This window comes from Streptomyces sp. TRD_SC_5, from assembly GCF_056836825.1.
This window is the reverse complement of record NZ_JBWZZS010000001.1, coordinates 1943916-1968284: the sequence shown is the minus strand read 5'-3', so window position 1 is coordinate 1968284 and position 24369 is coordinate 1943916. Positions and strand designations below refer to the sequence as shown.

Annotated in this window: 17 protein-coding genes and 2 pseudogenes; 13 read left to right on the top strand and 6 right to left on the bottom strand. The window is 69.2% G+C overall.

The window, feature by feature from the left end:
• Positions 1-7: 7 nt before the first annotated feature.
• Positions 8-1633, bottom strand: coding sequence for a glycoside hydrolase family 13 protein (locus AC1P0E_RS09010; RefSeq protein WP_482741637.1), 1626 nt, complete (start codon positions 1631-1633; stop codon positions 8-10).
• A gap of 319 nt (positions 1634-1952) precedes the next feature.
• On the opposite strand from AC1P0E_RS09010, the gene AC1P0E_RS09005 reads away from it, so the two are divergent.
• From AC1P0E_RS09005 to AC1P0E_RS08960, 10 genes and pseudogenes are all read left to right on the top strand, one after another.
• Positions 1953-3227: an extracellular solute-binding protein gene (locus AC1P0E_RS09005; RefSeq protein WP_482741636.1), complete on the top strand. Its 1275-nt coding sequence runs from the start codon at positions 1953-1955 to the stop codon at positions 3225-3227.
• Positions 3228-3246: 19 nt separating this feature from the next.
• Complete coding sequence (locus tag AC1P0E_RS09000) at positions 3247-4257, top strand: carbohydrate ABC transporter permease (RefSeq protein WP_482741635.1); 1011 nt, start codon at positions 3247-3249, stop codon at positions 4255-4257.
• Positions 4254-5132, top strand: coding sequence for a sugar ABC transporter permease (locus AC1P0E_RS08995; RefSeq protein WP_482741634.1), 879 nt, complete (start codon positions 4254-4256; stop codon positions 5130-5132). The genes AC1P0E_RS09000 and AC1P0E_RS08995 overlap by 4 nt, the downstream gene beginning before the upstream one ends.
• An 84-nt stretch (positions 5133-5216) precedes the next feature.
• Positions 5217-6905 (top strand): glycoside hydrolase family 13 protein, encoded by a 1689-nt coding sequence (locus AC1P0E_RS08990; protein ID WP_482741633.1) that lies wholly within the window; start codon positions 5217-5219, stop codon positions 6903-6905.
• Complete coding sequence (locus tag AC1P0E_RS08985) at positions 6890-7927, top strand: LacI family DNA-binding transcriptional regulator (protein ID WP_482741632.1); 1038 nt, start codon at positions 6890-6892, stop codon at positions 7925-7927. Before AC1P0E_RS08990 ends, AC1P0E_RS08985 begins: the two co-directional genes overlap by 16 nt.
• 423 nt (positions 7928-8350) lie before the next feature.
• Positions 8351-9739 (top strand): annotated as a pseudogene (locus AC1P0E_RS08980) (alpha-amylase); the annotation flags it as partial.
• Positions 9740-10042: 303 nt separating this feature from the next.
• On the top strand, positions 10043-15367 hold the full coding sequence (gene pulA / locus AC1P0E_RS08975) for a pullulanase-type alpha-1,6-glucosidase (protein ID WP_482741631.1): 5325 nt from the start codon (positions 10043-10045) through the stop codon (positions 15365-15367).
• A gap of 91 nt (positions 15368-15458) precedes the next feature.
• Positions 15459-16564 (top strand): annotated as a pseudogene (locus AC1P0E_RS08970) (IS30 family transposase).
• Positions 16565-16579: 15 nt separating this feature from the next.
• The gene (locus AC1P0E_RS08965; protein ID WP_482741630.1) at positions 16580-16975 is read left to right on the top strand and encodes a DUF6188 family protein; all 396 of its coding nucleotides are present in this window, start codon (positions 16580-16582) and stop codon (positions 16973-16975) included.
• 97 nt (positions 16976-17072) lie between these two features.
• Positions 17073-17735, top strand: a complete 663-nt coding sequence (locus tag AC1P0E_RS08960) for an HAD family hydrolase (RefSeq protein WP_482741629.1) — start codon at positions 17073-17075, stop codon at positions 17733-17735.
• Here the strand turns inward: AC1P0E_RS08960 and AC1P0E_RS08955 are convergent.
• Positions 17716-18996 (bottom strand): NsdA family TPR-like regulatory protein, encoded by a 1281-nt coding sequence (locus tag AC1P0E_RS08955; RefSeq protein ID WP_482741628.1) that lies wholly within the window; start codon positions 18994-18996, stop codon positions 17716-17718. The genes AC1P0E_RS08960 and AC1P0E_RS08955 overlap by 20 nt on opposite strands.
• Before the next feature lie 194 nt (positions 18997-19190).
• Here AC1P0E_RS08955 and AC1P0E_RS08950 point away from each other — a divergent pair, with 194 nt between their 5' ends.
• Complete coding sequence (locus AC1P0E_RS08950) at positions 19191-19667, top strand: hypothetical protein (protein ID WP_482741627.1); 477 nt, start codon at positions 19191-19193, stop codon at positions 19665-19667.
• Entirely contained in the window at positions 19664-19939 is a 276-nt protein-coding gene (locus AC1P0E_RS08945; protein WP_482741626.1) for a DUF7848 domain-containing protein, read from the top strand. The genes AC1P0E_RS08950 and AC1P0E_RS08945 overlap by 4 nt, the downstream gene beginning before the upstream one ends.
• Before the next feature lie 48 nt (positions 19940-19987).
• On the opposite strand, the gene AC1P0E_RS08940 is transcribed toward AC1P0E_RS08945, so the two are convergent.
• A complete protein-coding gene (locus tag AC1P0E_RS08940) occupies positions 19988-20500 on the bottom strand; it encodes a hypothetical protein (protein ID WP_482741625.1) in 513 nt (170 codons plus the stop codon).
• A 188-nt stretch (positions 20501-20688) separates the two neighbouring features.
• On the opposite strand from AC1P0E_RS08940, the gene AC1P0E_RS08935 reads away from it, so the two are divergent.
• Positions 20689-21375: a DUF4230 domain-containing protein gene (locus tag AC1P0E_RS08935; protein WP_482741624.1), complete on the top strand. Its 687-nt coding sequence runs from the start codon at positions 20689-20691 to the stop codon at positions 21373-21375.
• Here AC1P0E_RS08935 and AC1P0E_RS08930 read toward each other — a convergent pair.
• The 3 genes from AC1P0E_RS08930 to AC1P0E_RS08920 are packed head-to-tail and all read right to left on the bottom strand — an operon-like array spanning position 21354 to position 24105.
• Positions 21354-22085, bottom strand: a complete 732-nt coding sequence (locus AC1P0E_RS08930; RefSeq protein WP_482741623.1) for a TetR/AcrR family transcriptional regulator — start codon at positions 22083-22085, stop codon at positions 21354-21356. The two genes, AC1P0E_RS08935 and AC1P0E_RS08930, sit on opposite strands and share 22 nt — an antisense overlap.
• A 27-nt stretch (positions 22086-22112) precedes the next feature.
• Entirely contained in the window at positions 22113-23189 is a 1077-nt protein-coding gene (locus tag AC1P0E_RS08925) for a PDR/VanB family oxidoreductase (protein WP_482741622.1), read from the bottom strand.
• A gap of 1 nt (position 23190) precedes the next feature.
• Complete coding sequence (locus AC1P0E_RS08920) at positions 23191-24105, bottom strand: metal-dependent hydrolase (protein ID WP_482741621.1); 915 nt, start codon at positions 24103-24105, stop codon at positions 23191-23193.
• Positions 24106-24369 lie beyond the last annotated feature (264 nt).

The following is a 24369-nucleotide window of genomic DNA, read 5'->3' as shown; positions in this document are numbered from 1 at the left end:
GCGCATGTCAGATTGCCCACCAAGCGCAGGAATCGGGCGGGAGGGTGACCGTACCCGCGTCTTCGGAAGGTGCTTCGGAGGCGATCAGCAGGCGGCCCGGGGTGGGGAGTTCGGTGGGACGGGGTGTGGTGTTGAGGGTGCAGACGAAGCCCGGGCGGCTGAAGATCAGCAGACCGTCGGGGTACCCGCCGGGGGCCTGCTCCCACGTCATCGGGCCGTCGCCCAGGCCGGGGAGTTCGCGGCGCAGGGCGAGCGCGGAGCGGTAGAGCTCCAGGGTGGAGTACGGGGCGCCGGTCTGGGCCTCGACGGTCAGGGTCTTCCAGGCGTCGGGCTGCGGCAGCCAGGACGGCGCGGCGCCCTCGGGGGAGAAGCCGTACGGCGGCGCGTCGCCCGACCAGGGCATCGGCACCCTCGATCCGTCGCGCAGGCCGTCCTGGCCGTCGGTGCGGAAGAAGGACGGGTCCTGGCGGACCTCGTCGGGCAGGTCGGTGACCTCCGGCAGGCCCAGCTCCTCGCCCTGGTAGAGGTACGCCGAACCGGGCAGCGCCAGCATGAGCAGCGCGGCGGCGCGGGCCCGGCGCAGCCCCAGCGCGTCGTCCCCGCCGCCGTAACGGGTGAGGTGGCGGACCACGTCGTGGTTGGACAGGACCCAGGTGGTGGGGGCGCCGACGAGCGTGGTCGCTGCCAGCGACGTCTCGATCACGGCGCGCATCGCCTGCGCGTCCCAGGGACAGTTCAGGAACTGGAAGTTGAACGCCTGGTGCAGCTCGTCGGGGCGTACGTACAGGGCGAGCCGCTCGGGGGAGGGGGCCCACGCCTCGGCGACGCCGATGCGCTTGCCGTCGTACGAGTCCAGCAGCCTGCGCCAGGAGCGGTGGATGTCGTGGACGCCGTCCTGGTCGAAGAACGGCAGGACCTGCGAGCCGATCATCTTGGCCTGCTCGCGGGCGCCGATGTCGGGCAGGCCCTCCGCCTTGACCATGCCGTGGGCGACGTCGACGCGGAAGCCGTCCACGCCCAGGCCCAGCCAGAAGCGCAGGATCGACTCGAACTCCTCGTGGACCTCGGGGTTGTGCCAGTTGAGGTCGGGCTGCTCGGGCGCGAAGAGGTGCAGGTACCAGTCGCCGTCGGGGGTGCGGGTCCAGGCCGGGCCGCCGAAGACCGACTCCCAGTCGTTGGGTGGCAGCTCGCCGTTGGTGCCTCTGCCGGGGTGGAAGTGGTAGCGCTCGCGCGCCGGGCCGCCCTGCTGGTCGGCCAGTGCGGCCCGGAACCACGCGTGCTGGTCGGAGGTGTGGTTCGGGACGACGTCGACGATCACGCGCAGGTTCAGGCCGTGCGCGGTGTTGATCAGTTCCGCGGCGTCGTCGAGGGTGCCGAAGAGCGGGTCGACGGTGCGGTAGTCGGCCACGTCGTAGCCGCCGTCGGCCTGCGGCGAGGCGTAGAAGGGGGTCAGCCAGACCGCGTCGGCGCCCAGGGCCGCCACATGTGGCAGGCGCTCGCGGATGCCGCGCAGATCGCCGATGCCGTCGCCGTCGCTGTCGGCGAAGGAGCGCACGTACACCTGATAGATGACGGCGTCGCGCCACCAGCCCCGCTCCGGGGCCGTCCGGGTGGGTGCGAGCTCCTGCGTCATGAAGATCCCTCTCGTATACGGGGCGGGTACGGGCCGGGCCGGTCCTGGGCCGGTCTACGAGATCAACGCTGGCGCACCTCGAAAGTAACAGTCCTGCAAGTCCTTGCGGTAGTGCTTGCAGGGTGGCCCGCAAGCCCGTTAACCCGTGCGCGCCCCGCCTGACAAGGGGTTCGACGGCAACCGTGAGGACACGCCGATGTAACGATCGGCCGCGCTTGCGGAAAATCTTCGCAAGCTCTTTCGGTCTTCTTTCATCCTTGTTACGTTCCTCGACGACCCGGCGCCGCGACGGAGCGGTTCGGCAGTTGAAGGAGTTCAGATGCGACGTGGCATAACGGCCACCGCCCTGGTCGCGACCCTGGCGCTCGCGGCGACCGCATGCGGCGGAGACAGTGAGGACACCGGTGACAAGAAGGCCTCGGGCAAGCTGTCCGGCACCGTCACCTGGTGGGACACCTCGACCGTCGGCAGTGAGGACAAGGTCTTCAAGAAGCTGGCGGAAGGCTTCGAGAAGAAGCACCCCGACGTCGACGTGAAGTACGTCAACGTCCCCTTCGGTGAGGCGCAGAACAAGTTCAAGAACGCCGCCTCGTCCGGTTCCGACGCGCCCGACGTCATCCGCTCCGAGGTCGCCTGGACCCCGGAGTTCGCGGACCTCGGCCTCCTGGCGCCGCTGGACGGCACCGCCGCGCTGAAGAACGACAAGGACTTCCTGGCGCAGGCCGCGGCCAGTACCAAGTACGACGGCAAGACGTACGCGGTGCCGCAGGTCATCGACTCGATGGGCCTCTTCTACAACGAGAAGATCTTCAAGGACGCCGGCGTCGAGGTGCCCAAGAGCATCGACGAGCTGAAGACCGTCTCGAAGAAGATCAAGGACAAGACCGGCAAGACAGGCCTCTACCTGCGCGGCGACGACGCGTACTGGTTCCTGTCCTTCCTCTACGGCGAGGGCGGCGATCTGGTCGACGCGAAGAGCAAGAGCGTCACGGTCGACCAGGAGCCCGGCGTCAAGGCGCTGAAGGTCGTCAAGGAGCTCGTCGACTCGGGCGCCGCCAAGACGGACGCCACCGACGGCTGGGAGAACATGCAGGCGGCGTTCAAGGACGGCAAGGTCGCCATGATGATCAACGGCCCGTGGGCCGTCGCCGACACGTACGCCGGCAAGGAGTTCAAGGACAAGGCCAACCTGGGCATCACCACGGTCCCGGCCGGCAGCAAGGGCCAGGGCGCCCCGCAGGGCGGCCACAACCTCGCCGTCTACGCGGGCTCCAAGAACCTGGAAGCCTCGTACGCCTTCAGCGAGTACATGACCTCCGCCGAGAGCCAGGCGCTGGTCGCCAAGGAGCTCAGCCTGCTCCCGACCCGTACGTCGGTCTACTCCCAGCCGGGCGTCTCGGACAACCAGATCGTCGGCTTCTTCAAGCCCGTCGTCGACAAGGCCGTCGAGCGCCCCTGGATCCCGGAGACCGGCAGCCTCTTCGCGCCGCTGGTGACCGAGTACACCAAGGTCCTCACCGGCCAGACCACCCCGGAGAAGGGCGCCAAGACCACCGGCGACCAGTACCGCAAGCTCCTCAAGGGCTGGAAGTAACAGGAAGGCAGGCCGACTGATGGCTGTCCACACCAGCCAGTCGGTGGCGAAGGCCGCGGGCGACGACGTCGCCCGCGGCCCCAGCCGCGGTGCTGGCAAGACCCCGGGGAAGATCCGGCGGTCGCTCTCCACCTACTGGTACGCCTGGACCATGGTCGCCCCCGTGGCGATCGTGATCGGCGTGATCATCGGGTATCCGCTCTTCCGCGGCATCTACCTGTCGATGACCGACGCCAACGAGCGCAATGTCGAGCGCAGCATCGGCGTCAACCAACTGCCCGCTACGTACGAGTTCGTGGGTCTCGACAACTACGCCGACGCGCTCACCGGCGACCAGTTCCTCGACACCCTCGGCTGGACACTGGTGTGGACGGTCTCCTGCGTCAGCGTCACGTTCCTGCTGGGCCTGGGCCTCGCGAACATCCTCAACCGCCGGATCGCGGGCCGGTCCTTCTACCGGATGATGCTGATCCTGCCGTGGGCCATCCCCGGCTTCGTCTCCGTCTTCGCCTGGCGCTTCCTCTACAACGAGGACCGCGGCTTCCTGAACCGGATCCTGGCCGGCGGCGGCATCGACGCGGTGCCGTGGCTCAACGACCCGACCATGGCGAAGATCTCGGTGATCGCCGTCAACGTGTGGCTCGGCGTGCCGTTCATGATGGTCGCCCTTCTCGGCGGCCTCCAGTCCATCGACAGCGCCCAGTACGAAGCGGCCGAGATGGACGGCGCCAACGCCTGGCAGCGCTTCCGGCACATCACCCTGCCCGGACTGCGCCCCGTCAGCGCCACCGTGATCCTGCTGTCCACGATCTGGACCTTCAACATGTTCCCGGTGATCTTCCTGCTGACGCGCGGCGGGCCCGGTGACGCCACCCAGATCCTGGTCACCCAGGCGTTCAAGTTCTCCTTCGAGATCAGCCCCCGCGACTTCGCGCAGTCCTCCACCTGGGGCGTACTGATCCTGATCCTTCTGATGCTCTTCGCCGCGGTCTACCGGCGAGTGCTCCGTAAGCAGGGAGATGTCTGGTGACCACTGCCCCCACCACCCCCGCCGCCCCCGCCACGCTGAACGCCCCGCTCCGCGGCCGGCGTTCCCCGCTGGCCTCGGCCGGCCTGCACGCCACGCTCGTCGTGGCGTCCGTGATCGCCGTGTTCCCGGTGCTGTGGGTCCTGCTGACCTCGCTCAAGCCGCCGGCGTACGCGACGACCACCGACTTCTTCAAGGACACGACGCTCACCAATTACACGAACCTGGTGAACGACACCCCGTTCCTCACCTGGTTCGCGAACTCGCTGCTCGTCGCCGGCCTGACCACGGTCCTCGGCGTCTTCATCGCCGCCACCACCGGCTACGCCGTGAGCCGTTTCCGCTTCCCCGGCAAGCGCGGCATCATGTGGACCCTGCTGATCACCCAGATGTTCCCGGTCGCGGTCCTGATCGTGCCGATCTACAACATCATGTCGAGCATGGGCCTGCTCAACCAGCCGGCCGGCCTGGTGATCACCTACCTCACCATCGCCGTGCCGTTCTGCGCCTGGATGATGAAGGGCTTCTTCGACACCATCCCGCGCGAGATCGACGAATCGGGCCAGGTCGACGGCCTCACCCCGTTCGGCACCTTCTGGCGGCTGATCCTGCCGCTGGCCAAGCCCGGCATCGCGGTGACCGCGTTCTACTCCTTCGTCACGGCCTGGGGCGAAGTCGCGTACGCCTCCGCCTTCATGGTCGGCGACGAGAACATGACCCTCGCGGGCGGCCTCCAGAAGTTCGTCAACCAGTACGGCGCCCAATGGGGCCCGATGGCAGCGGCCTCGGTCCTCATCGCCATCCCGGCCGCGCTGGTCTTCCTCTTCGCCCAGCGCCACCTGGTGACCGGCGTGTCCGCCGGAGCCGTCAAGGGCTGACCGCCCTCTTCTTGTACGTCGGCGGCGCCGGCCCCGCACACAGGACCCTGCGCCGCTCCCACCCCCATGACTTCCAGGGACGACATGACCCAGCACCTCGCTGCTCCCACCACCCCCACCGGCGTGCCCACTCATGGAGACCGGCGCACCGGCTGGTGGCGTGACGCGGTGATCTACCAGGTCTATCCGCGCAGTTTCGCCGACGGCAACGGCGACGGCATGGGCGACCTCGAAGGAGTACGCCGCCGCCTCCCGTACCTCAGGGACCTCGGCGTGGACGCCGTCTGGCTCAGCCCCTTCTACGCGTCCCCGCAGGCCGACGCCGGCTACGACGTGGCCGACTACCGGGCCATCGACCCCATGTTCGGCACCCTCCTAGACGCCGACGCCCTGATCCGCGACGCCCACGACCTGGGCCTGCGCATCATCGTCGACCTGGTGCCCAACCACTCCTCCGACCAGCACGAGTGGTTCAAGCGCGCACTCAAGGAGGGCCCCGGCTCCGCACTGCGCGACCGCTACCACTTCAAGCCGGGCAAGGGCGATGACGGCGAACTCCCCCCGAACGACTGGGAGTCCATCTTCGGCGGCCCCGCCTGGACGCGCGCCACCAACCCCGACGGCACGCCCGGCGACTGGTACCTGCACCTCTTCGCGCCCGAGCAGCCCGACTTCAACTGGGAACACCCGGCCGTCGCCGACGAGTTCCGCTCGATCCTCCGCTTCTGGCTCGACATGGGCGTCGACGGCTTCCGCATCGACGTCGCGCACGGCCTGGTCAAGGCGGACGGCCTGCCCGACCTCGGCAGCCACGACCAGCTGAAGCTGCTCGGCAATGACGTGATGCCCTTCTTCGACCAGGACGGCGTCCACCAGATCTACCGCTCCTGGCGGCGGATCCTCGACGAGTACCCGGGCGAGCGCATCGGCGTGGCGGAGGCGTGGACGCCGACGGTTGAGCGTACGGCGAACTATGTGCGCCCCGACGAGCTGCACCAGGCTTTCAACTTCCAGTACCTGGGCACGGACTGGGACGCGGCCGCCCTGCGCGAAGTCATCGACGTGTCGCTCGCCGCGATGCGGCCGGTCGACGCGCCCGCGACCTGGGTGCTGTCCAACCACGACGTCACGCGGCACGCCACCCGGTTCGCCAACCCGCCGGGCATGGGTACGCAGATCCGCACCCCCGGCGACCGCGAGCTCGGCCTGCGCCGGGCCCGCGCGGCGACGCTGCTGATGCTGGCGCTGCCCGGTTCGGCGTACGTCTACCAGGGCGAGGAGCTGGGCCTGCCCGACGTCACCGACCTGCCCGACGCGGCCCGCCAGGACCCGTCGTTCTTCCGCGCGGAGGGCCAGGACGGCTTCCGCGACGGGTGCAGGGTGCCGATTCCGTGGACGGCCGGGGGGCCGTCCCACGGTTTCGGCGCGGGCGGCAGCTGGCTGCCGCAGCCGGCCGGCTGGGGCGAGCTGAGCGTCGAGACACAGACCGGCGACCCCGGCTCCACCCTGGAGCTGTACCGCTCGGCGCTCGCTGTACGCCGCGAACACCCCGGCCTGGGTGCGGGCACGGACGTGGCGTGGCTGGACGCCCCCGAGGGCGTGGTGGCCTTCGCCCGCGAGGGCTTCGTCTGCACGGTCAACACGACGGGCGCGGCGATACGCGTCCCCGCACCCGGCCGCGTGCTGCTCGCCAGCGGCGAAGTGCGGCTGCCCGAGGGCGACTTCGACCTGTTCGACCTTCCGGCGGACACCACGGTGTGGTGGACGGTGTGACCGTTCCCGCGCCACGGCTGGCGCACATCGCGGAGCACGCCTCCGTCAGTGAGGCCACCGTGAGCCGGGTCCTGAACGGCAAACCGGGCGTCGCGGACACCACGCGCCAGCGGGTGCTCGCGGCGCTCGATGTCCTCGGATACGAGCGCCCCGTGCGGCTGCGGCGGCGCAGCGCGGGCCTGATCGGGCTGGTCACGCCCGAGTTGACCAACCCGATCTTCCCGGCGTTCGCCCAGGTCGTCGAGCAGGTCCTGGCAGGGCACGGCTACACGCCGGTGCTCTGCACCCAGCTGCCCGGCGGGGTCACCGAGGACGAACTCGTCGAGCAGCTGGTGGAGCGGGGCGTCGGCGGCATCGTCTTCCTGTCCGGCCTGCACGCCGACCTGTCGGCGGACCCCGCGCGTTACGGGCGGCTGGCGGCGCGTGGGGTCCCGTACGTCCTCATCAACGGCTACAACGAGGCGATCAGCGCGCCGTTCGTGTCACCTGACGACCACGCGGCGATGCGGATGGCCGTCGGTCACCTCGCCGAACTCGGCCACGAACGGATCGGCCTGGCGGTCGGCCCACAGCGGTACGTCCCTTCGCGCCGCAAGAGGGAGGGCTTCGTCGACGCGCTGGCCGACGCGCTGCGGATGCCGCGGGACGAGGCCGAATCCCTGGTCCGGCACACCCTCTTCAGCGTCGAGGGCGGCCAGGTCGCGGCCGGCGCGCTGCTCGACAAGGGGTGTACGGGCATCGTGTGCGGCAGCGACATGATGGCGCTGGGCGTGGTGCGCGCGGCGCGCGAGCGCGGCCTGGAGGTTCCCGACGACGTCTCGGTGGTGGGCTTCGACGACTCGCAGCTGATCGCTTTCACCAACCCGCCGCTGACCACCGTGCGCCAGCCGGTGCAGGCGATGGCGACGGCGGCTGTGGGCGCGCTGCTGGAGGAGATCGGCGGCAACCCGGTGCAGCGTACGGAGTACGTCTTCCAGCCGGAGCTGGTGGTGCGCAGCTCCACGGCGCAGGCGCGGGGGTAGCCGGCGCGACGCGCCGCCGGGGGTGGGGGCGGGGGCGGGTGGGCAGGGGGAGCCCCGGGCCTGCCCAGGTAGGGCCGGCGGGGATTCGACGGTCCGGGGATCTCCCTGCCGTACCCGACCCGGCCGGTCGGGCGCGTGGGGCCCGGACGTGCCGGACCCCCGGCCGGCCGGGCCGGAGTCGAGGAGAACGTAACAGCTTCGCAAGTACTTGCGAAAGAGCTTGCAAGAAGAAATCTGGCAGATTTCCCGCAGGTTAGCGGACTGTGTCGCAAGGGTTGACCGCGCAGGTGGGGGCTCGTACGGTCTGCCCCGCGGCTAGTTTTCAACTATTGCTGCAAGAACATTCAGGCCTTGAGGGCAAGGCGCGTTGCCGCGCGAGGCTGCACCGTCGCACCCGCACCTCCCCCCATGCAGGAGGAAAGAATGGCTCGCAGACCCTTCTCTGTCGCGCTCGCCCTCGCCCTTACGGCCGGTACGGCCGTCCTGACGGCCCCCGCCGGGACCGCGCAGGCGGCCCCGCCGGGCACAAAAGACGTCACGGCGGTCCTCTTCGAGTGGAAGTTCGACTCGGTCGCCAAGGAGTGCTCGCGGACCCTGGGCCCGGCCGGCTACGGCTTCGTCCAGGTATCCCCTCCGCAGGAGCACATCCAGGGCGGCCAGTGGTGGACCTCGTACCAGCCCGTGAGTTACAAGATCGCGGGGCGGCTCGGTGACCGGACCGCGTTCGCGAACATGGTCAACGCGTGCCACGCGGCCGGCGTGAAGGTCATCGCCGACAGCGTCATCAACCACATGGCGGCCGGCAACGGGACCGGTACGGGCGGCTCGTCGTACGAGAAGTACACCTACCCCGGCACGTACTCGGGCGCGGACATGGACGACTGCCGCTCCCAGATCAACAACTACGGCGACCGGTGGAACGTACAGAACTGCGAGCTGGTCGGCCTCGCCGACCTCGACACGGGTGAGGACTACGTGCGCGGCCGGATCGCGGCGTACCTGAACGACCTGCTGTCGCTGGGCGTCGACGGTTTCCGGATCGACGCCGCCAAGCACATGCCGGCCGCGGACCTCGCCAACATCAAGTCGCGGCTGAGCAACCCGGGCGTGTACTGGAAGCACGAGGCGATCCACGGCGCGGGCGAGGCGGTGTCGCCGGGCGAGTACCTCGGCTCGGGGGATGTGCAGGAGTTCCGGTACGCCCGTGACCTCAAGCGGGTCTTCAACAACGAGAACCTGGCCTACCTGAAGAACTACGGGGAGGGCTGGGGGTACATGGAGAGCGGCAAGTCCGCGGTCTTCGTGGACAACCACGACACGGAGCGCGGCGGCGACACCCTCAACTACAAGGACGGCGCGAACTACACGCTGGCCAATGTCTTCATGCTGGCGTGGCCGTACGGCGCGCCGGACGTGCACTCCGGCTACGAGTTCTCCAGCCACGACGCGGGCCCGCCCAACGGGGGCACGGTGAACGCGTGCTGGAGCGACGGATGGAAGTGCCAGCACAACTGGCCCGAGATCAAGAGCATGGTCGGCTTCCGGAACGTGGCGCGGGGGCAGGGCGTCACGAACTGGTGGGACAACGGCGGCGATCAGATCGCGTTCGGCCGGGGTGACAAGGCGTACGTCGCCATCAACCACGAGAGCTGGTCGCTGACCCGCACCTTCCAGACTTCACTGGCGGCCGGCTCGTACTGCAACGTGCAGAACAACACGACGGTGACGGTGAACGGCTCCGGCCAGTTCACGGCCACGCTCGGCGCGAACACGGCGGTGGCACTGCACGCGAACGCGCGCAGCTGCGGCGGCTGAGGGCGGGTGCGGGTGGGGTGCGGGCGCCGGGCAGGTGCGGGTTGCCAACGGCGCCTTCCCCGACCCGCCCCTTCCCGAACTGGGGCTCCGCCCCAGACCCCGCTCCTCAAACGCCGGAGGGGCTGGATGGTGCCGCTGAGTGGGCAAATCCAGCCCGTCCGGCGTTTGAGGACACGCCCGTAGGGCGTCCGGGGGTCTTGGGGCTTGCCCCCAGCCGCGCCGCACCCCGCCTCCCCGCCAGGACTCACCCCCACACCACGCACCGCACCGATTCCCCGTCCAATGAAGGAGCGCACCTCCATGTCCAGCAGAGCCGGCGCAGCCCTCGCGGCCGCACTGTTCGCGGCACTGATACCCGCACCACCCGCAAGCGCAAGCGCCGCCGCGGCGAAACCCCCCGCGCCGCCCTCGGACAAGGCGCTCGCCGCCGAACCCGCGCGGCACGACCTGACCCGGGAGCAGTTCTACTTCGTACTGCCCGACCGGTTCGCCAACGGTGACCCCGCCAACGACCGCGGCGGACTCACCGGTTCACGCCTCCAAACCGGCTACGACCCCACCGACAAGGGTTTCTACCAGGGCGGCGACCTCAAGGGCCTCACCCAGAAGCTCGACTACATCAAGAACCTCGGTACCACCTCCATCTGGATGGCACCGATCTTCAAGAACAAACCTGTACAGGGCGAGGGCCAGAACGCCAGCGCCGGCTACCACGGCTACTGGATCACCGACTTCACCCAGGTCGACCCCCACTTCGGCACCAACGCCGACCTGGAGAAGCTGATCGACAAAGCCCACGACAAGGGCATGAAGGTCTTCTTCGACGTCATCACCAACCACACCGCCGACACCGTCGACTACGCCGAGAAGAAGTACGGCTACCGCCCCAAGGGCGCGTACCCCTACCTCGACAAGTCGGGCAGGCCCTTCGACGACCGCGAGGGCATCCCCAGGACCGACGCCGACGCCTTCCCGTACACCCCCAAGCAGCAGCCGGACGCCGACGCCGACAAAAAGGTCCCGTCCTGGCTCAACGACCCGACGATGTACCACAACCGCGGCGACTCCACCTTCGCCGGCGAAAGCTCCGAGTACGGCGACTTCGCTGGCCTCGACGACCTGTGGACGGAACGCCCCGAGGTCGTCGACGGCATGGCGGAGATCTACCAGAAGTGGGTCCGCGACTTCGACATCGACGGCTTCCGCATCGACACCGTCAAGCACGTCGACCTGGACTTCTGGACCCAGTGGGCGACCGCACTCGACGCGTACGCCGAGAAGCAGGGCCGGGACGACTTCTTCATGTTCGGTGAGGTCTACTCCGCCGACACCGAGGTCACCTCGCCCTACGTGACGCGCGGCCGCCTCGACTCCACCCTCGACTTCCCGCTCCAGGACGCGACCCGCGCGTACGCCTCCCAGGGCGCGTCGGCGGCCAAGCTCGCCGACGTCTTCGCCGAGGACTTCCGCTACACCACCGACAAGGCCAATGCCTACGAGCAGGTCTCCTTCACCGGCAACCACGACATGGGCCGCGTCGGAACCTTCCTCAAGCAGGACAACCCGAAGGCCGACGACGCCGAGCTGCTGAAGCGCGCCCGCCTCGCCAACGAGCTGATGTTCCTCTCGCGTGGCAACCCCGTCGTCTACTACGGCGACGAGCAGGGCTTCACGGGTGCGGGCGGCGACAAGGACGCCCGCCAGACCTTGTTCGAGTCGAAGACCGCGGACTACCTCGACGACGACCAGCTCGGCACGGACCGTACGCACGCCTCCGACGCGTACGACACCACGCACCCCATCTACAAATCCATCGCCGAACTCGCGAAACTGACGAAAAACCACCCCGCCCTGCGCGACGGCGTGCAGCAGGAGCTGCACGCGCAAGGCTCCGTCTACGCCTTCTCCCGCACCGATGCCAACCGCAAGACCGAGTACGTCGTCGCCACCAACAACGGCGCCGAGCCGAAGACCGTCGAGCTGACGGTGGGCACGCCGAGCACCGACTTCCGTGCTCTGTACGGCGCTTCCGAAGCGGTACGCAGCGACGCCGGCCGGAAGCTGACCGTCACCGTGCCCGCCCTGTCGTCCGTCGCACTCCGGGCCGCCAAGCCCCTCCCCGCCCCGGCGGCCAAGCCGGCCATCACCCTCAAGGCACCGGCGGCCGGCGCCACCGGCACCGTCGAGATCAGCGCGGACGTCGACGGCGGGCAGCTGAACCGTGTCGTCTTCGCCGCCCAGACCGGCAACGGCAAGTGGCGCACGCTCGGCTCCGCCGACCACGCCCCGTACAAGGTCACGCAGTACCTGGGCCGTGACGTGAAGGCCGGAACCGCCCTCCGCTACAAGGCGGTCGCAGTGGACAGCGCGGGACGCACCGCAAGCGCCCTCGCGTCGACGACGGCGGGCCAGGCCCCCGCGCCCGGCAAGCCGACGGCCGTCGAGCGCGACTACGCGGTAGTCCACTACAAGCGCCCCGACGGCGACTACGACGGCTGGCAGCTCAAGACGGGCGACAAATCCGCCGCCTTCACCGGGCGCGACGCGTACGGCGCCTTCGCGTGGGTCAAGCTCGCCCAGGGCACGTCGTCCCTCCCGTACACCGTCGAGAAGAACGGCACGGCAGACGGCCCTCAGCGCACAGTCGACCTCGGCAGGACCGGCGAGGTCTGGATCGAGCAGGGCAAGGACGCCCAGGCCACCACCGCCCCCGACGGCGCGTACCCGCCCCAGGACAAGACCAAGGCCGTACTCCACTACCAGCGGGCCGACGGCGACTACGACGGCTGGGGTCTGCACACCTGGACCGGCGCCAAGGACCCGACGGACTGGTCCAAGCCGCTGATGCCGGTGAGGAAGGACGCGTACGGCGTGACCTTCGAGGTCCCGCTCGCCGCAGGCGCCACGTCCCTCTCGTACATCCTCCACAAGGGAGACGAGAAGGACCTCCCGAGCGACCAGTCCCTCGACGTAGCCACCCACGGCAACGAGGTGTGGATGCTGGCCGGTCAGCCGAAGTACCTGCTGCCGCAGGCCGCCGGCGCGGCCTCGCTCGACCTGACCAAGGCCGAGGCCCAGTGGATCGACTCCGAAACGGTCGTCTGGAAGGTCAAGGCGACCGAGGCCACCAGCCAGCAGCTCGTGTACGCCCGAGGGGGCGGCATCTCGGTCGTGGACGGCGCGCTCTCCGACGAGGGCCGCTGGCTGCGCCTGTCTTCCGCCACCCTGACCGACGCGCAGAAGCAGAAATACCCGCACCTCAAGGACTACCCGGCCTTCACGGTCGACCCGCGCGACCGGGACAGGATCCGCGAGTCCCTCCGCGGCCAGGTCATCGCCACCCAGCGCGCGGCCAACGGCGCTCTGCTCGCCGCCACCGGCGTCCAGCTGCCGGGCGTACTCGACGACACGTACAGCCCGTCGGCCACAAAGGCGTCACTCGGCCCCGTCTTCCGCAAGGGCCGCCCGTCCCTCTCCCTCTGGGCTCCGACCGCCCGGCACGTCTCCCTCGAACTCGACGGCAGGACCGTCCCGATGCGGCGCGACGACCGCAGCGGCGTCTGGTCCGTCACCGGCACCAAGAAGTGGACGGGCAAGCCGTACCGCTACGTCGTGAAGGTCTGGGCGCCCAGCGTCCAGAAGGCCGTCTCCAACAAGGTCACCGACCCCTACTCGACCGCGCTCACCGCCGACTCGGCCCGCAGCCTCGTCGTAGACCTCACCGACCCGAAGCTGGCACCCAAGGGCTGGTCGACGCTGAAGAAGCCGGCCGCGGCCCCGCTGCGCGACGCGCAGATCCAGGAGCTGCACGTCAGGGACTTCTCGGTCGCCGACCGCACGGCGAAGCACCCCGGGGAGTACCTCGCCTTCACCGACCGCGGCTCGAAGGGCATGAAGCACCTCGACAAGCTCGCCAAGGCCGGCACCTCCTACGTCCACCTGCTCCCCGTCTTCGACATCGGCACCATCCCCGAGAAGAAGACCGACCAGCAGCGCCCCGCCTGTGACCTCTCCGCCTACGCTCCCGACTCGGACGAGCAGCAGGCGTGCGTGGCGAAGGCGGCGGCGAAGGACGCGTACAACTGGGGTTACGACCCGCTGCACTACACGGTCCCCGAGGGCTCGTACGCCAGTGATCCCGACGGCACCCGTCGCACGGTGGAGTTCCGCCGGATGGTCCAGGGCCTGAACGACTCCGGCCTGCGCACGGTCATGGACGTCGTCTACAACCACACGGTGGCGTCGGGCCAGGCGGACAAGTCCGTACTCGACAAGATCGTCCCGGGCTACTACCAGCGGCTGCTGGCCGACGGCACGGTGGCCACGTCCACCTGCTGCGCGAACACCGCGCCCGAGAACGCCATGATGGGCAAGCTGGTCGTGGACTCCGTCGTCACCTGGGCCAAGGACTACAAGGTCGACGGCTTCCGCTTCGACCTCATGGGCCACCACCCGAAGGCGAACATCCTGGCGGTCCGCAAGGCGCTCGACGAGCTGACCCTCGCCCGTGACGGCGTCGACGGCAAGAAGATCGTCCTGTACGGCGAAGGCTGGAACTTCGGCGAGATCGCCGACGACGCCCGCTTCGAACAGGCCACCCAGAAGAACATGGCCGGCACGGGCATCGCGACCTTCTCCGACCGCGCGCGCGACGCGGTGCGCGGGGGAGGCCCCTTCGACGAGGACCCGGGCGTGCAGGGTTTCGCGTCCGGCCTCTACACCGACCCCAACTCCTCCCCGGCCAACGGCACCCCGTCCGAGCAGAAGGCGCGCCTCCTCCACTACCAGGACCTGATCAAGGTGGGCCTGACCGGCAACCTGGCGGCGTACACCTTCACCGACACGACCGGCCGCAAGGTCAAGGGCTCCGAGGTCGACTACAACGGCGCACCCGCCGGATACGCCGCCGCCCCCGGCGACGCCCTGGCCTACGCCGACGCCCACGACAACGAAACCCTCTACGACGCCCTGGCCTTCAAGCTGCCACGCACGACATCCGCAGCCGACCGCTCGCGCATGCAGGTACTGGCGATGGCCACGGCAGCGCTGTCGCAGGGTCCGGCGCTGTCCCAGTCGGGGACGGACCTCCTGCGCTCCAAGTCCCTGGACCGCAATTCCTACGACAGCGGTGACTGGTACAACGCGATCCACTGGGACTGCCGCGACGGCAACGGCTTCGGCCGGGGCCTGCCGCTCGCGGCCGACAACAAGACCAAGTGGCCTTACGCGAAGCCCCTGCTGACGACGGGCACACTGACCCCGGACTGCGGGGACATCGAGGGCGCGTCGGCGGCGTACGAGGACCTGCTGAAGATCCGTACGACGGAGAAGACCCTCAGCCTCGCCTCGGCGGACGAGGTACAGGCGGCGGTCTCCTTCCCCCTCTCCGGCAAGGAGGAAACACCCGGAGTGATCACCATGCGCGCGGGCGACCTGATCGTGGTCTTCAACGCGACCCCGGCCGAGCAGAAGCAGCGGCTGACCGACCTCACGAACACGCCGTACGCCTTGCACCCGGTGCAGGCGGCAGGCAAGGACACGACGGTCAAGAAGTCGGCGTACGACCCGACCACAGCCACCTTCACGATCCCGGCCCGCACGGTCGCCGTCTTCACCCAGCAGTAACCTTTCCTGTCCATTGATCAGCAGCATCGCGCCCCCTGCCCGGCCGCTTGGGTTCTAGAGGTCGTTGCAACACCCGAACTTCGGGGACGCAATGGCCTTCGAGATCCGCAAGATCCGCTCGCCTCACGGCGCCGGGAAGCTGGCCCGTGAGCGGGAGGAATGCTTCCGGCTCATGGATCAAGGTGTGAGCAGCCGGGAGGCGTGCCGGATCGTCGGCATCAACCGGCGTACTCGCAAGCGGTGGCGCAACGGCACTGCCGCAACGAAAAACAGACCCGCTCAGCCCGCATAAAGAGTGCGCGCTGAGCGGGTCGTTTCGTCGTCTCGGTACCTCGCGCTTGAGGGGCGGATCCATATCGCCGACCGGGTCCGCGAGATACGCCACAACCGGCACCCAACGAACGGCCAGTACCGCCCGCACGCCGCCGAGGCCCGTGCCGAGTCTCGCCGGCCCCGCCCCAAGCCCGGCAAGATCGGTGCGAACCCGCAGCTGCGCGACTTCGTCCAGGACCACCTCGCCGACCGGCCGGAGATCCACGTGGTCCACGAGACGATCTACCAGGCCCTCTACGTCCAGGGCCGCGGTGAACTCCGCCGCGAGCTGGCCCGCGCCCTGCGCACCGGACGTGTCCGGCGCAAGCCCCGACGACAAGCCCAGCAGCGCCAGCCCCGCTACCGCCACCCCATGGTCATGATCAGCGAGCGTCCCGCCGAGGCGGACGACCGTGCGGTCCCCGGCCACTGGGAGGGAGACCTGATCATGGGCAGGGAGAACGGCTCCGCCATCGGCACCCTGGTCGAACGCAGTACCCGTTACCTGCTGCTGGTCCACCTGCCTCACGGCCGTGCCACCGAGCCCGTGCGCGTCGCTCTGGTGGACACTGTCAAGGCCCTTCCCGCCCACCTGAAGCGCTCCCTGCCCTGGGACCAGGGCAGGGAAATGGGCCGTCACCACGAGTTCACCGTCGCCACCGACGTGCCGGTCTACTTCTGCGACCCGGCCAGCCCCTGGCAGCGCGGTTCCAACAAGAACACCAACGGCCTGCTGCGTCAGTACTTTCCAAGGGCACGGACCTCTCGGTTCACAGCCCCGAGCACCTTGCCGCCGTGGCCGCCGAGCTCAACAGCCGCCCACGCAAGACACTCGACTGGGAAACCCCAGCTGAACGCCTGTCTACACTGCTCACGACGCACTGAGCCGCTGGAGGTGTGGTGAAAGTCCCCGCAGAGCTGGTCGGTGCCCGTGTCACACGCACCGCCTTCGACTACCAGGTCCGGATCAGCTTCACTGATCACGAGCCCGACGGCCGTATCCGCCTCGATGGCGAACTCGTCATCGAGACGCCGATCACCGTCACCGATGCCGCCGGCACCCAGGCCATCCTCTTGCCTCGGACGGGAACGGCTCTGGCACCGCTCCTCGGTCTGTTCACCAAGGCCGTCACCAAAGCCGAGGTCATCGGGCGCGGCACCCTGTCCCTCGGCTTTGACGACGGCACTCGACTCAGCGTCGATCCAGATCCCGACTACGAGTCCTGGAGCCTCACCGGCTCAGGACTCGAACCAGTCCTGGTAGGCCCAGACGGCGAAACCGACTGGCAGCACTGACCGCTTCACCTGTGTTGCAACGATCCCTGGAATCCGTCCCGTCCGCCGGGCAGGGGGGCCTTTTCGTCGTACCCGAAATCCGCCTACGCTGCCGATCATGATTCGCGCAGTGGTTTTCGACGTCGGTGAGTGCCTGGTTGACGAGACGCGGGAGTACGGCACCTGGGCCGACTGGCTCGGCGTACCCCGCCATACCTTTGCCGCCATGTTCGGCGCGATCATTGCCCAGGGTCGCGACTACCGGGACACCTTCCAGGAGTTCCGGCCCGGCTTCGACCTGTACGAGCAGCGCGAAGCTCGCGCCGCCGCCGGGCAGCCGGAGCACTTCGACGAGAGCGATCTCTACCCCGACGTCCGCCCTGCCCTCGCCGCGCTGCGCGAGGCCGGTCTGTGGCTTGGCATCGCAGGCAACCAGACCGTCCGCGCCGGAGGCATCCTGCGCAGCCTCTTCGCCAAGGACGTCGACCTCATCGGCACATCGGACGACTGGGGTGCCAGCAAGCCCGATCCGCTCTTCTTCCAGCGAGTCGCTGAGGTCGTGCCCTTCGAGGCTCACGAGATCCTCTACGTCGGGGACCGCGTCGACAACGACTTGAGGCCCGCCGTGGCCGCGGGGATGCCCACAGCCCTCGTGCACCGAGGGCCGTGGGCCACCATCCAGTGGAACACCGACGAGGCGAGGCAGCTGCCGGCCTTCCGTATCGAGTCGCTTCTCGAACTGCCCGAAGCAATCCTGAAATTCAGCGCTGGAGCGCGCTGACCGTCGCGCGCCACCCGAACATGGCGTCGTCCAGGGCGACGACCGACGGATGGTCGTGCCACGGCTGGAGGGCTCGCCGGACGTCGCGAATGCGGTCCATGCCCGTGGCGTACCAGGTCACGGAGAGTTGATCGAGTGCTTGCTGCGCCCACTTACAGGCGTCTTCCGCCTTGTGCTCGGCAGCTGCCACCGCCGCCAGATCACCGAGCACCACCGCGCGCTGTTTCCCCGCGGCAGCGGGCAGATCGTTCAAGACTTCCCGGAGGGTCGCGGAGGCCTGGGCGTGGTGGCCGGCTTTCAACTGGGTGTTCCCTTTGAAAGCTGCGAGCCGAGTCGGACTGAACCAGTCCATCCATTCCGGGGATACGTACTGATTGCCCGCTGCGAGGACGTCCTCTGCATGCCTGATCAGGGTGAGTGCTGTACGCGGATGTCCGCAACGGGTCTCACATTCCGCCTCGACCGCGTCGAGCCACGCGAGGAACTCAGCGCTGGCCTGACCTCGTCGCGCGTAGGAGCGGGCCGCCCTCATCCGCTCCTGCGCGAGGCTGCGTTCACCAGCCCATCCAGGGATGAAGGCGGCGTGTGCCAAAACGGCAGCGCCGAGAAGGGTGTCATCGGCTTCGCCCGCAGCCTGGAGCGCGCGGATGTAGGTGTCCGCGGCAGCGTCCGGGGCCTGGAGGTCGAAGAACTCGATGCGCCCGGCCATCAGGGCGGACTCGGCCAGCGCACGCGCGAGGGCGGCCCGCGGCCGGCCGGCCGTCTCAGACATCAATGCTGTGCCCAGCCGCATGTGTCCGACGACCGTAGGGTGCATCTGCGCCGGTTGCAGCGTCCAGTAGAGCCGCCGATGCGCAGCCGTGACGACGGCATAGTCGGCGGCGACGCTGTCGGGTTGAAACCCGCCATCGCTGCTCGGCAAGGGAAGGGCAGCGGGGGCGATCGCACCGGCGCCACCCGGCGTCAGCACTTGAGAAGAGTCTTCGAGAAGGTCACCGGCCGTGCCCCAAGCGGGGCTGAACCCGAGTTCCGTCATCGGCATGTTGCCGAGGACGTGGCGGAGGGCGCGCTGGTAATGCGCCTGCGGCCAAGGTGGTTTCTCGGATTCCCAGCGGCGTACCTGCCGCAGGCTGACCTGCAGCATTCCAAGGCCGAGTCGGGGGCCGGCGTCGTTGAGCGCGTCGACCAGCGCCTGCTGGGTCGCGTATCCGGCCGCGACACGAGCGGCCTTCAGCTTGGTGTTGCCGTTGGGACGGGGCATCTCTTACCTCCGGCGGTGTGTGCCAGTCCAAGGTATGCCTCAACCCTGGTGACAGGAAGTCCCTTTGGAGGCCTGTGGGAGTCCCTATTTCGGCCTTCAGTGGGACTCTGGACAGGTCCAGGATGGGTAGCGACCGAACAGCCTGTACAGAAGGTGCCTTCGCGCCTGGCACCTCTCGCAGCGAGGGGCCCTCCGTGCACATCAGGACCGATTCCGATACAGCGATCGCCAACTGGCTCGCGCGTACCCATCCCGTACCTGCGACAGCATGGACCGAATGGGCGGAGAACAGTGTCGCGATGCTGCCGCTCGGCAGTCGCTTCGACGCCGTACGAGTCCCCGCTGAGATCGTGCACGCTGCGGCCGACAGCGACGAATGGCAGGCGGTGGCCGACGTCCTCGTCAAGGCCCTCGACGGTCCGGTGATCCACGACCCGTGCACCTGGTACTACGCGCTGGTGCCGCCCAGGTCGACAGAGTCATGGCGCTCGCCCCTGGTCCGCTGTGTGGGCCGCGGGTCCTGGCTCGGCGTACCGCGCACAGACCGCAGCACGCCGTGCGGCCTGTACTGGGCCGTGGCGATGGACCGGGCGGGCCAGTTGTGCGACCCGGATGACGTCGCCGGACTGATCGCTCGCGGCCATGAGCAGCTCACCGGAGGGGCCCGATGACCGTCAAAGCGATCATCCGAGCGGCGGAATGGACGCTCGGCGCCGACACCCATGAGGGCGCACCCGAGCAGCCGCTGTACGACGTGGAGTGCACGACGTGCGGGAAGAGCGCCGATTGCGCCGTTGGGAATCGGCTACCTGCCGAGATCTGGGCACTCAAGCACACCGGCCTGAATCCGGACCATCGCGGCTACCGGGCCGTGCAGACGTCGTTCTGGCGCGTCGTTCCCACCCCCGGCAACCCGCTGCACGAGAGGCAGGCCTCCGGGTAACGGTGAGTGAAGACCCGCGCTCCCTCATGAAGCGCGGGCCCGTGGCGGTCACTCCGGCGGGGTCGTGTCCGCCGCATTGGGCGGCTTCGTAACCACACCGTCCAGGGGGGTCAGCAACCAGTGCTCGTCCTCCCAGCTCACGGTCTCCACGACCTTGACGGGACGCCCGTCCGCTCCGGCGGTTCCGGTCAGCCGGACCTGCCAGACGTCCGGGAAGTCGGAGGTGCGGTTCCAGGTGACGTCCCACTCCTGGCCGCCGTATGCCTCGATCCGGGCTTGTGCGTCGTCTCTTCCGTGCGGATGGTCGTCGAGGAGGCCGGCCAAGCCGTCCTCGTCCGTCTTGTTGAGGAGGTTCACGTACTCCCTGAGAAAGCGGTCCTGGTCCGCCAGGTCCGCCTTCTTCTCCCACCCGCCGCACGCGGAGAGCAGTCCCGCGCACAGCACGGCCGCGCACAGCGCGCCGAGGCGGGAAACCCGGCGTACCGGGTCAGGTGCGGAAGGAACTCCTTGCTTCCCCCTGATTCCGGGCGTGAGGCGCCCTGTTGGGGGACTGTGGCACACGGAGCGCTCCTCTGGGCGGCATTTGATCGGTTTAGTGTTCGATTACTTCGGAATGATCTGTTCCGTCCCGTCACTCGTCAAGTCGCCTGTGCGGAACGGCAATTGCGGCTCGCCGGTAGGGGCCCAGTAGTTCCCCCCGAAGAAGCAGCGCCAAGCGTCAACGCAGGTTCCGGGGGAATCCGTACCGTATGACTCGCACCGAGCAGCAGGTCGACAAGGTTCCGCCCCGCACCCGCCTCCCCTGGTGGGGCAAGGTGGCGGGCGTGGTCGGGGTGCTGGTGGTGGTGTTGCTCGTGGCCGGCAGGGTCAGTCTTCTGCCGAGCTTCGACGACTTCTTCGGCGAGGAGACCCACGACCGGTCGGGCCCGGCGCTCCTGAGGTCCATCCAGGACATGAGCCGTTACGAGGCGGCGTCGGGCAACTTCCAGGTCGTCGTGGACCTGGAGAAGGACGCCAAGTTCCTTCCCGACGCCGTCCGCGGCACCCGCACGCTGTACGTCGGCGCCGGCACCGTCGGTGCGTACGTCGACCTCGGCAAGGTGGGGGAGGGGCAGGTCACCGTCAACGAGGACCGCACCGCCGCCACCCTGCGCCTGCCGCACGCGCGGCTCGGGAAGCCGGCCCTGGACGCGGACCGTTCGTACGCCGTGTCCAAGGAGCGCGGGCTGCTCGACCGGCTCGGGGACCTCTTCTCCGACAACCCGGCCGACGAGCGCGCCGTCAACCGCCTCGCCGCCCGTCACATCGGTGAGGCCGCCGAGAAGAGCGAACTGACCGTACGCGCCGAGAAGAACACCACCAGCATGCTCCAGGGCCTGCTGCACTCACTCGGCTTCGAGCAAGTCACTGTTCACTACGGCGACGGCGGTCGCTGACCGGGGACCGTCTCCGACGCCCCCGCAGCCAGCGCGCCGAGCCGCGTGATGAGGTCGCCGAACAGCCCGTCGGCGGGCTCCAGCGCGAGGATGTCCAGCAGGATCCGCGCCATCTCCTCGTCGTACGCCGCACTCACCGCCGCCAGCGCCGCGAAGTCGTGCACGAGCTGGAGCTCCAGCTCGGCGCGCGGGATTTCCCGCCCGTCCAGCCAGATCAGCGCCGTGGACTCGGCGAGCGACACCCACGACCGTACGACCATCGCCAGCCGGGCCGGGGGGTCGCTGATCCCGAGGTGCGCGAGGATCTGCTCGTACGCCGCCTGGCGCACCTCGTCGATCATGGCGTTCGTCGTCGAGGAACCGACCGCCGGGCCGCCGCGCATCAGCGCGGAGAAGCCGGGGCCGTGGTCGTCGACGAAGTCGAAGAAGCGACCCATCACGCGCAACAGGCGTACGCCCAAAGGGCCTTCGCGCGGCTCGACGAACCGCCCGGCCAGCTCGTCGGCCGCCCGCCGCAGCGCGGCCTCGTACAGGCTCTGCTTGCCGGGGAAGTAGTGATAGACGAGCGGCCGCGAGATTCCTGCGGCGGCCGCTATCTCGTCGATCGACACGTCTTCGGGCGAGCGATGGCTGAACAGCTCCAGCGCGACGCTGATCAGCTGCTGCCTGCGTTCCTCGACGCCCATTCTTCGGCGCACCCCGGTCGTCATACCGAGCAGCGTAACCGCCGCCGCGCACTACAGATCCAGTACCAGCCGGTCACCGAGCGCCCGCGAGACGCAGATCAGCATGGAGTCGTCGCGCTCCGAGTCGGTCAGCAGCTCGTCGCGGTGATCGATCCGTCCTTCCAGGACGCGCTGTTGGCACGTACCGCAGAAGCCCTGCTCGCAGGAGTACGAGACGTTCGGGACCTCGGGGCGGACCGCCGCCAGGATCGTGCCGTCGGCGGGGACGGTCACGGTGCGGCCGGTGCGCCGGAGTTCGACCTCGAAGGTGCCACCGCCGCCGGAGGGGGCGCCCGGGGTGAAGCGCTCCAGGTGGAGGGTGCAGGTGGTGGGGAGGGACTCGGTGACGGCTTCCATCAGGGCCTCGGGGCCGCAGCAGTAGACCGCCGTGCCCTCGGCGGCGTCCGCGAGGGCGGCCCGCACGTCGGGGAGGCCGTCCTCGTCCTCGGCGACGATCGTTACGCGCTCGGGAGCCGCCAGCTTCTCGATCTCCTCGATGTACGGCATCGAGGCGCGGCTGCGGCCCCCGTAGAGCAGCGTCCAGTCGGCGCCCGCGGCCTCGGCGGCGCGCAGCATGGGCAGGACGGGCGTGATGCCGATGCCGCCGGCGACGAAGACGTAGGAGGGCGCGTCGGTGAGGGGGAAGCGGTTGCGGGGGCCGCGGATCTCCACCTCCGAGCCCTCGTGCAGCTGTTCGTGGACCTCGCGGGAGCCGCCCCTGCCGTCCTCGATGAGACGGGTGGCGAGCGTGTACGTACTGCGGTCGGCCGGATCGCCGCACAGCGAGTACTGACGTACCTGGCCGGAGGGGAGGACCAGGTCGACGTGCGCGCCGGGGGTCCAGGCGGGGAGGTCGGCCGTGTCGAGTGCCTCCAGGTGGAGTTCGACGACGCCGTCGGCCGGGGCGGTGCGGCCGGTGACGAGGAGGCGGAGGGGCGCGGGGGCGCAGGCGGCCGCTCGGGTGCCGGAGGTGGGGCTCTCCAAGGCAGGCATCGGCCACAGCGGGGAGCGCCTGATGCGGCGGCGCATGGCCCGCTGCGCCAGCAGGGCGGCGCCCGCGGCGAGGGCGATCGTGCGTACGCGGGGCATGTCAGGAACCTCCGGTGGTGGCGGGCAGGCCGGTGGCGGCCGGTGAGTTCGCGAGGTAGGCCACGGCCTGCGCCGTGCTGGCCTCCTGCGAGGGGTGGTACGTACGGCTGAGGTAGCGCGGGACGGAGCGGATGATGTCCCCGGTCGCGGGCAGCACGCCCTGCCGGCCGCGTCGTACGAGGTCCGTGAAGGTGGCCTTGCCTTCGAGAAGGGTGGGGTCGTTCTCCATGAAGAACCGGGAGCCGCGCTGCCAGAGGAAGACCAGCGCGGTGAAGGCGGTCGCCCAGGTCCTGACCCGCCGCCGGTAGCTGCCGTCGACGTGCATGAAGAGCTCGAAGGCGACGGAGCGGTGCTCGACCTCCTCCGCGCCGTGCCAGCGCAGCAGGTCGAGCATGGTGGGGTCGGCGCCGCGCCGGTCGAGTTCGTCGGCGTTGAGCACCCAGTCGCCGAGGAACGCGGTGTAGTGCTCGATGGCCGCGATGATGGCGACCCGCTCCATCAGCCACCACGTGCGGGCCTTGCCCGGGGGCAGGGTGCGGTCGCCGAGGAGCTTCTCGAAGAGCCAGTCGACCTGGGCGGTGTACGGCGTGGGGTCGAGCCCGAGCTTCTTCAGGTGCGGCAGTACGTCGTCGTGGGCCTGGGAGTGCATGGCCTCCTGGCCGATGAAGCCGATGACGTCCTCGCGCAGGCGGTCGTCGTGGATGTACGGGAGCACTTGCTTGTAGACGTGCACGAACCAGCGCTCGCCCGCCGGGAGCAGCAGGTGCAGCACGTTGATGGTGTGCGTGGTGAACGGGTCGCCCGGGACCCAGTGGAGAGGTGTGCCGTCCCACTCGAAGGAGACCTTGCGGGCCTTGAGCGGCGTCCGCTCGGACGCGATCGCGGCCGGTGCGGGCCCCTGCTGCGTATTAGACATGGCGTCAATGTACTGACGGGTACGAGTCTGCAACAGGGTCGTGCGGCGGGTTTTCTTTTCCCCACCCTCCTTTCCGCAGGAGGCCTCCGCCCCGGACCCCTCTCCTCAAACGCCGGACGGGCTGGACTTGCGCAGGGGGCTCCAGCGCGGCAAATCCAGCCCGTCCGGCGCTTGAGAAGAGGCCGACAGGGGCGTCTGTGTTGTCTGGGGGCTGGGGGCTGGGGGCTGGGGGCTGGGGGCTTGCCCCCAGTTTCGGGAAGGGGC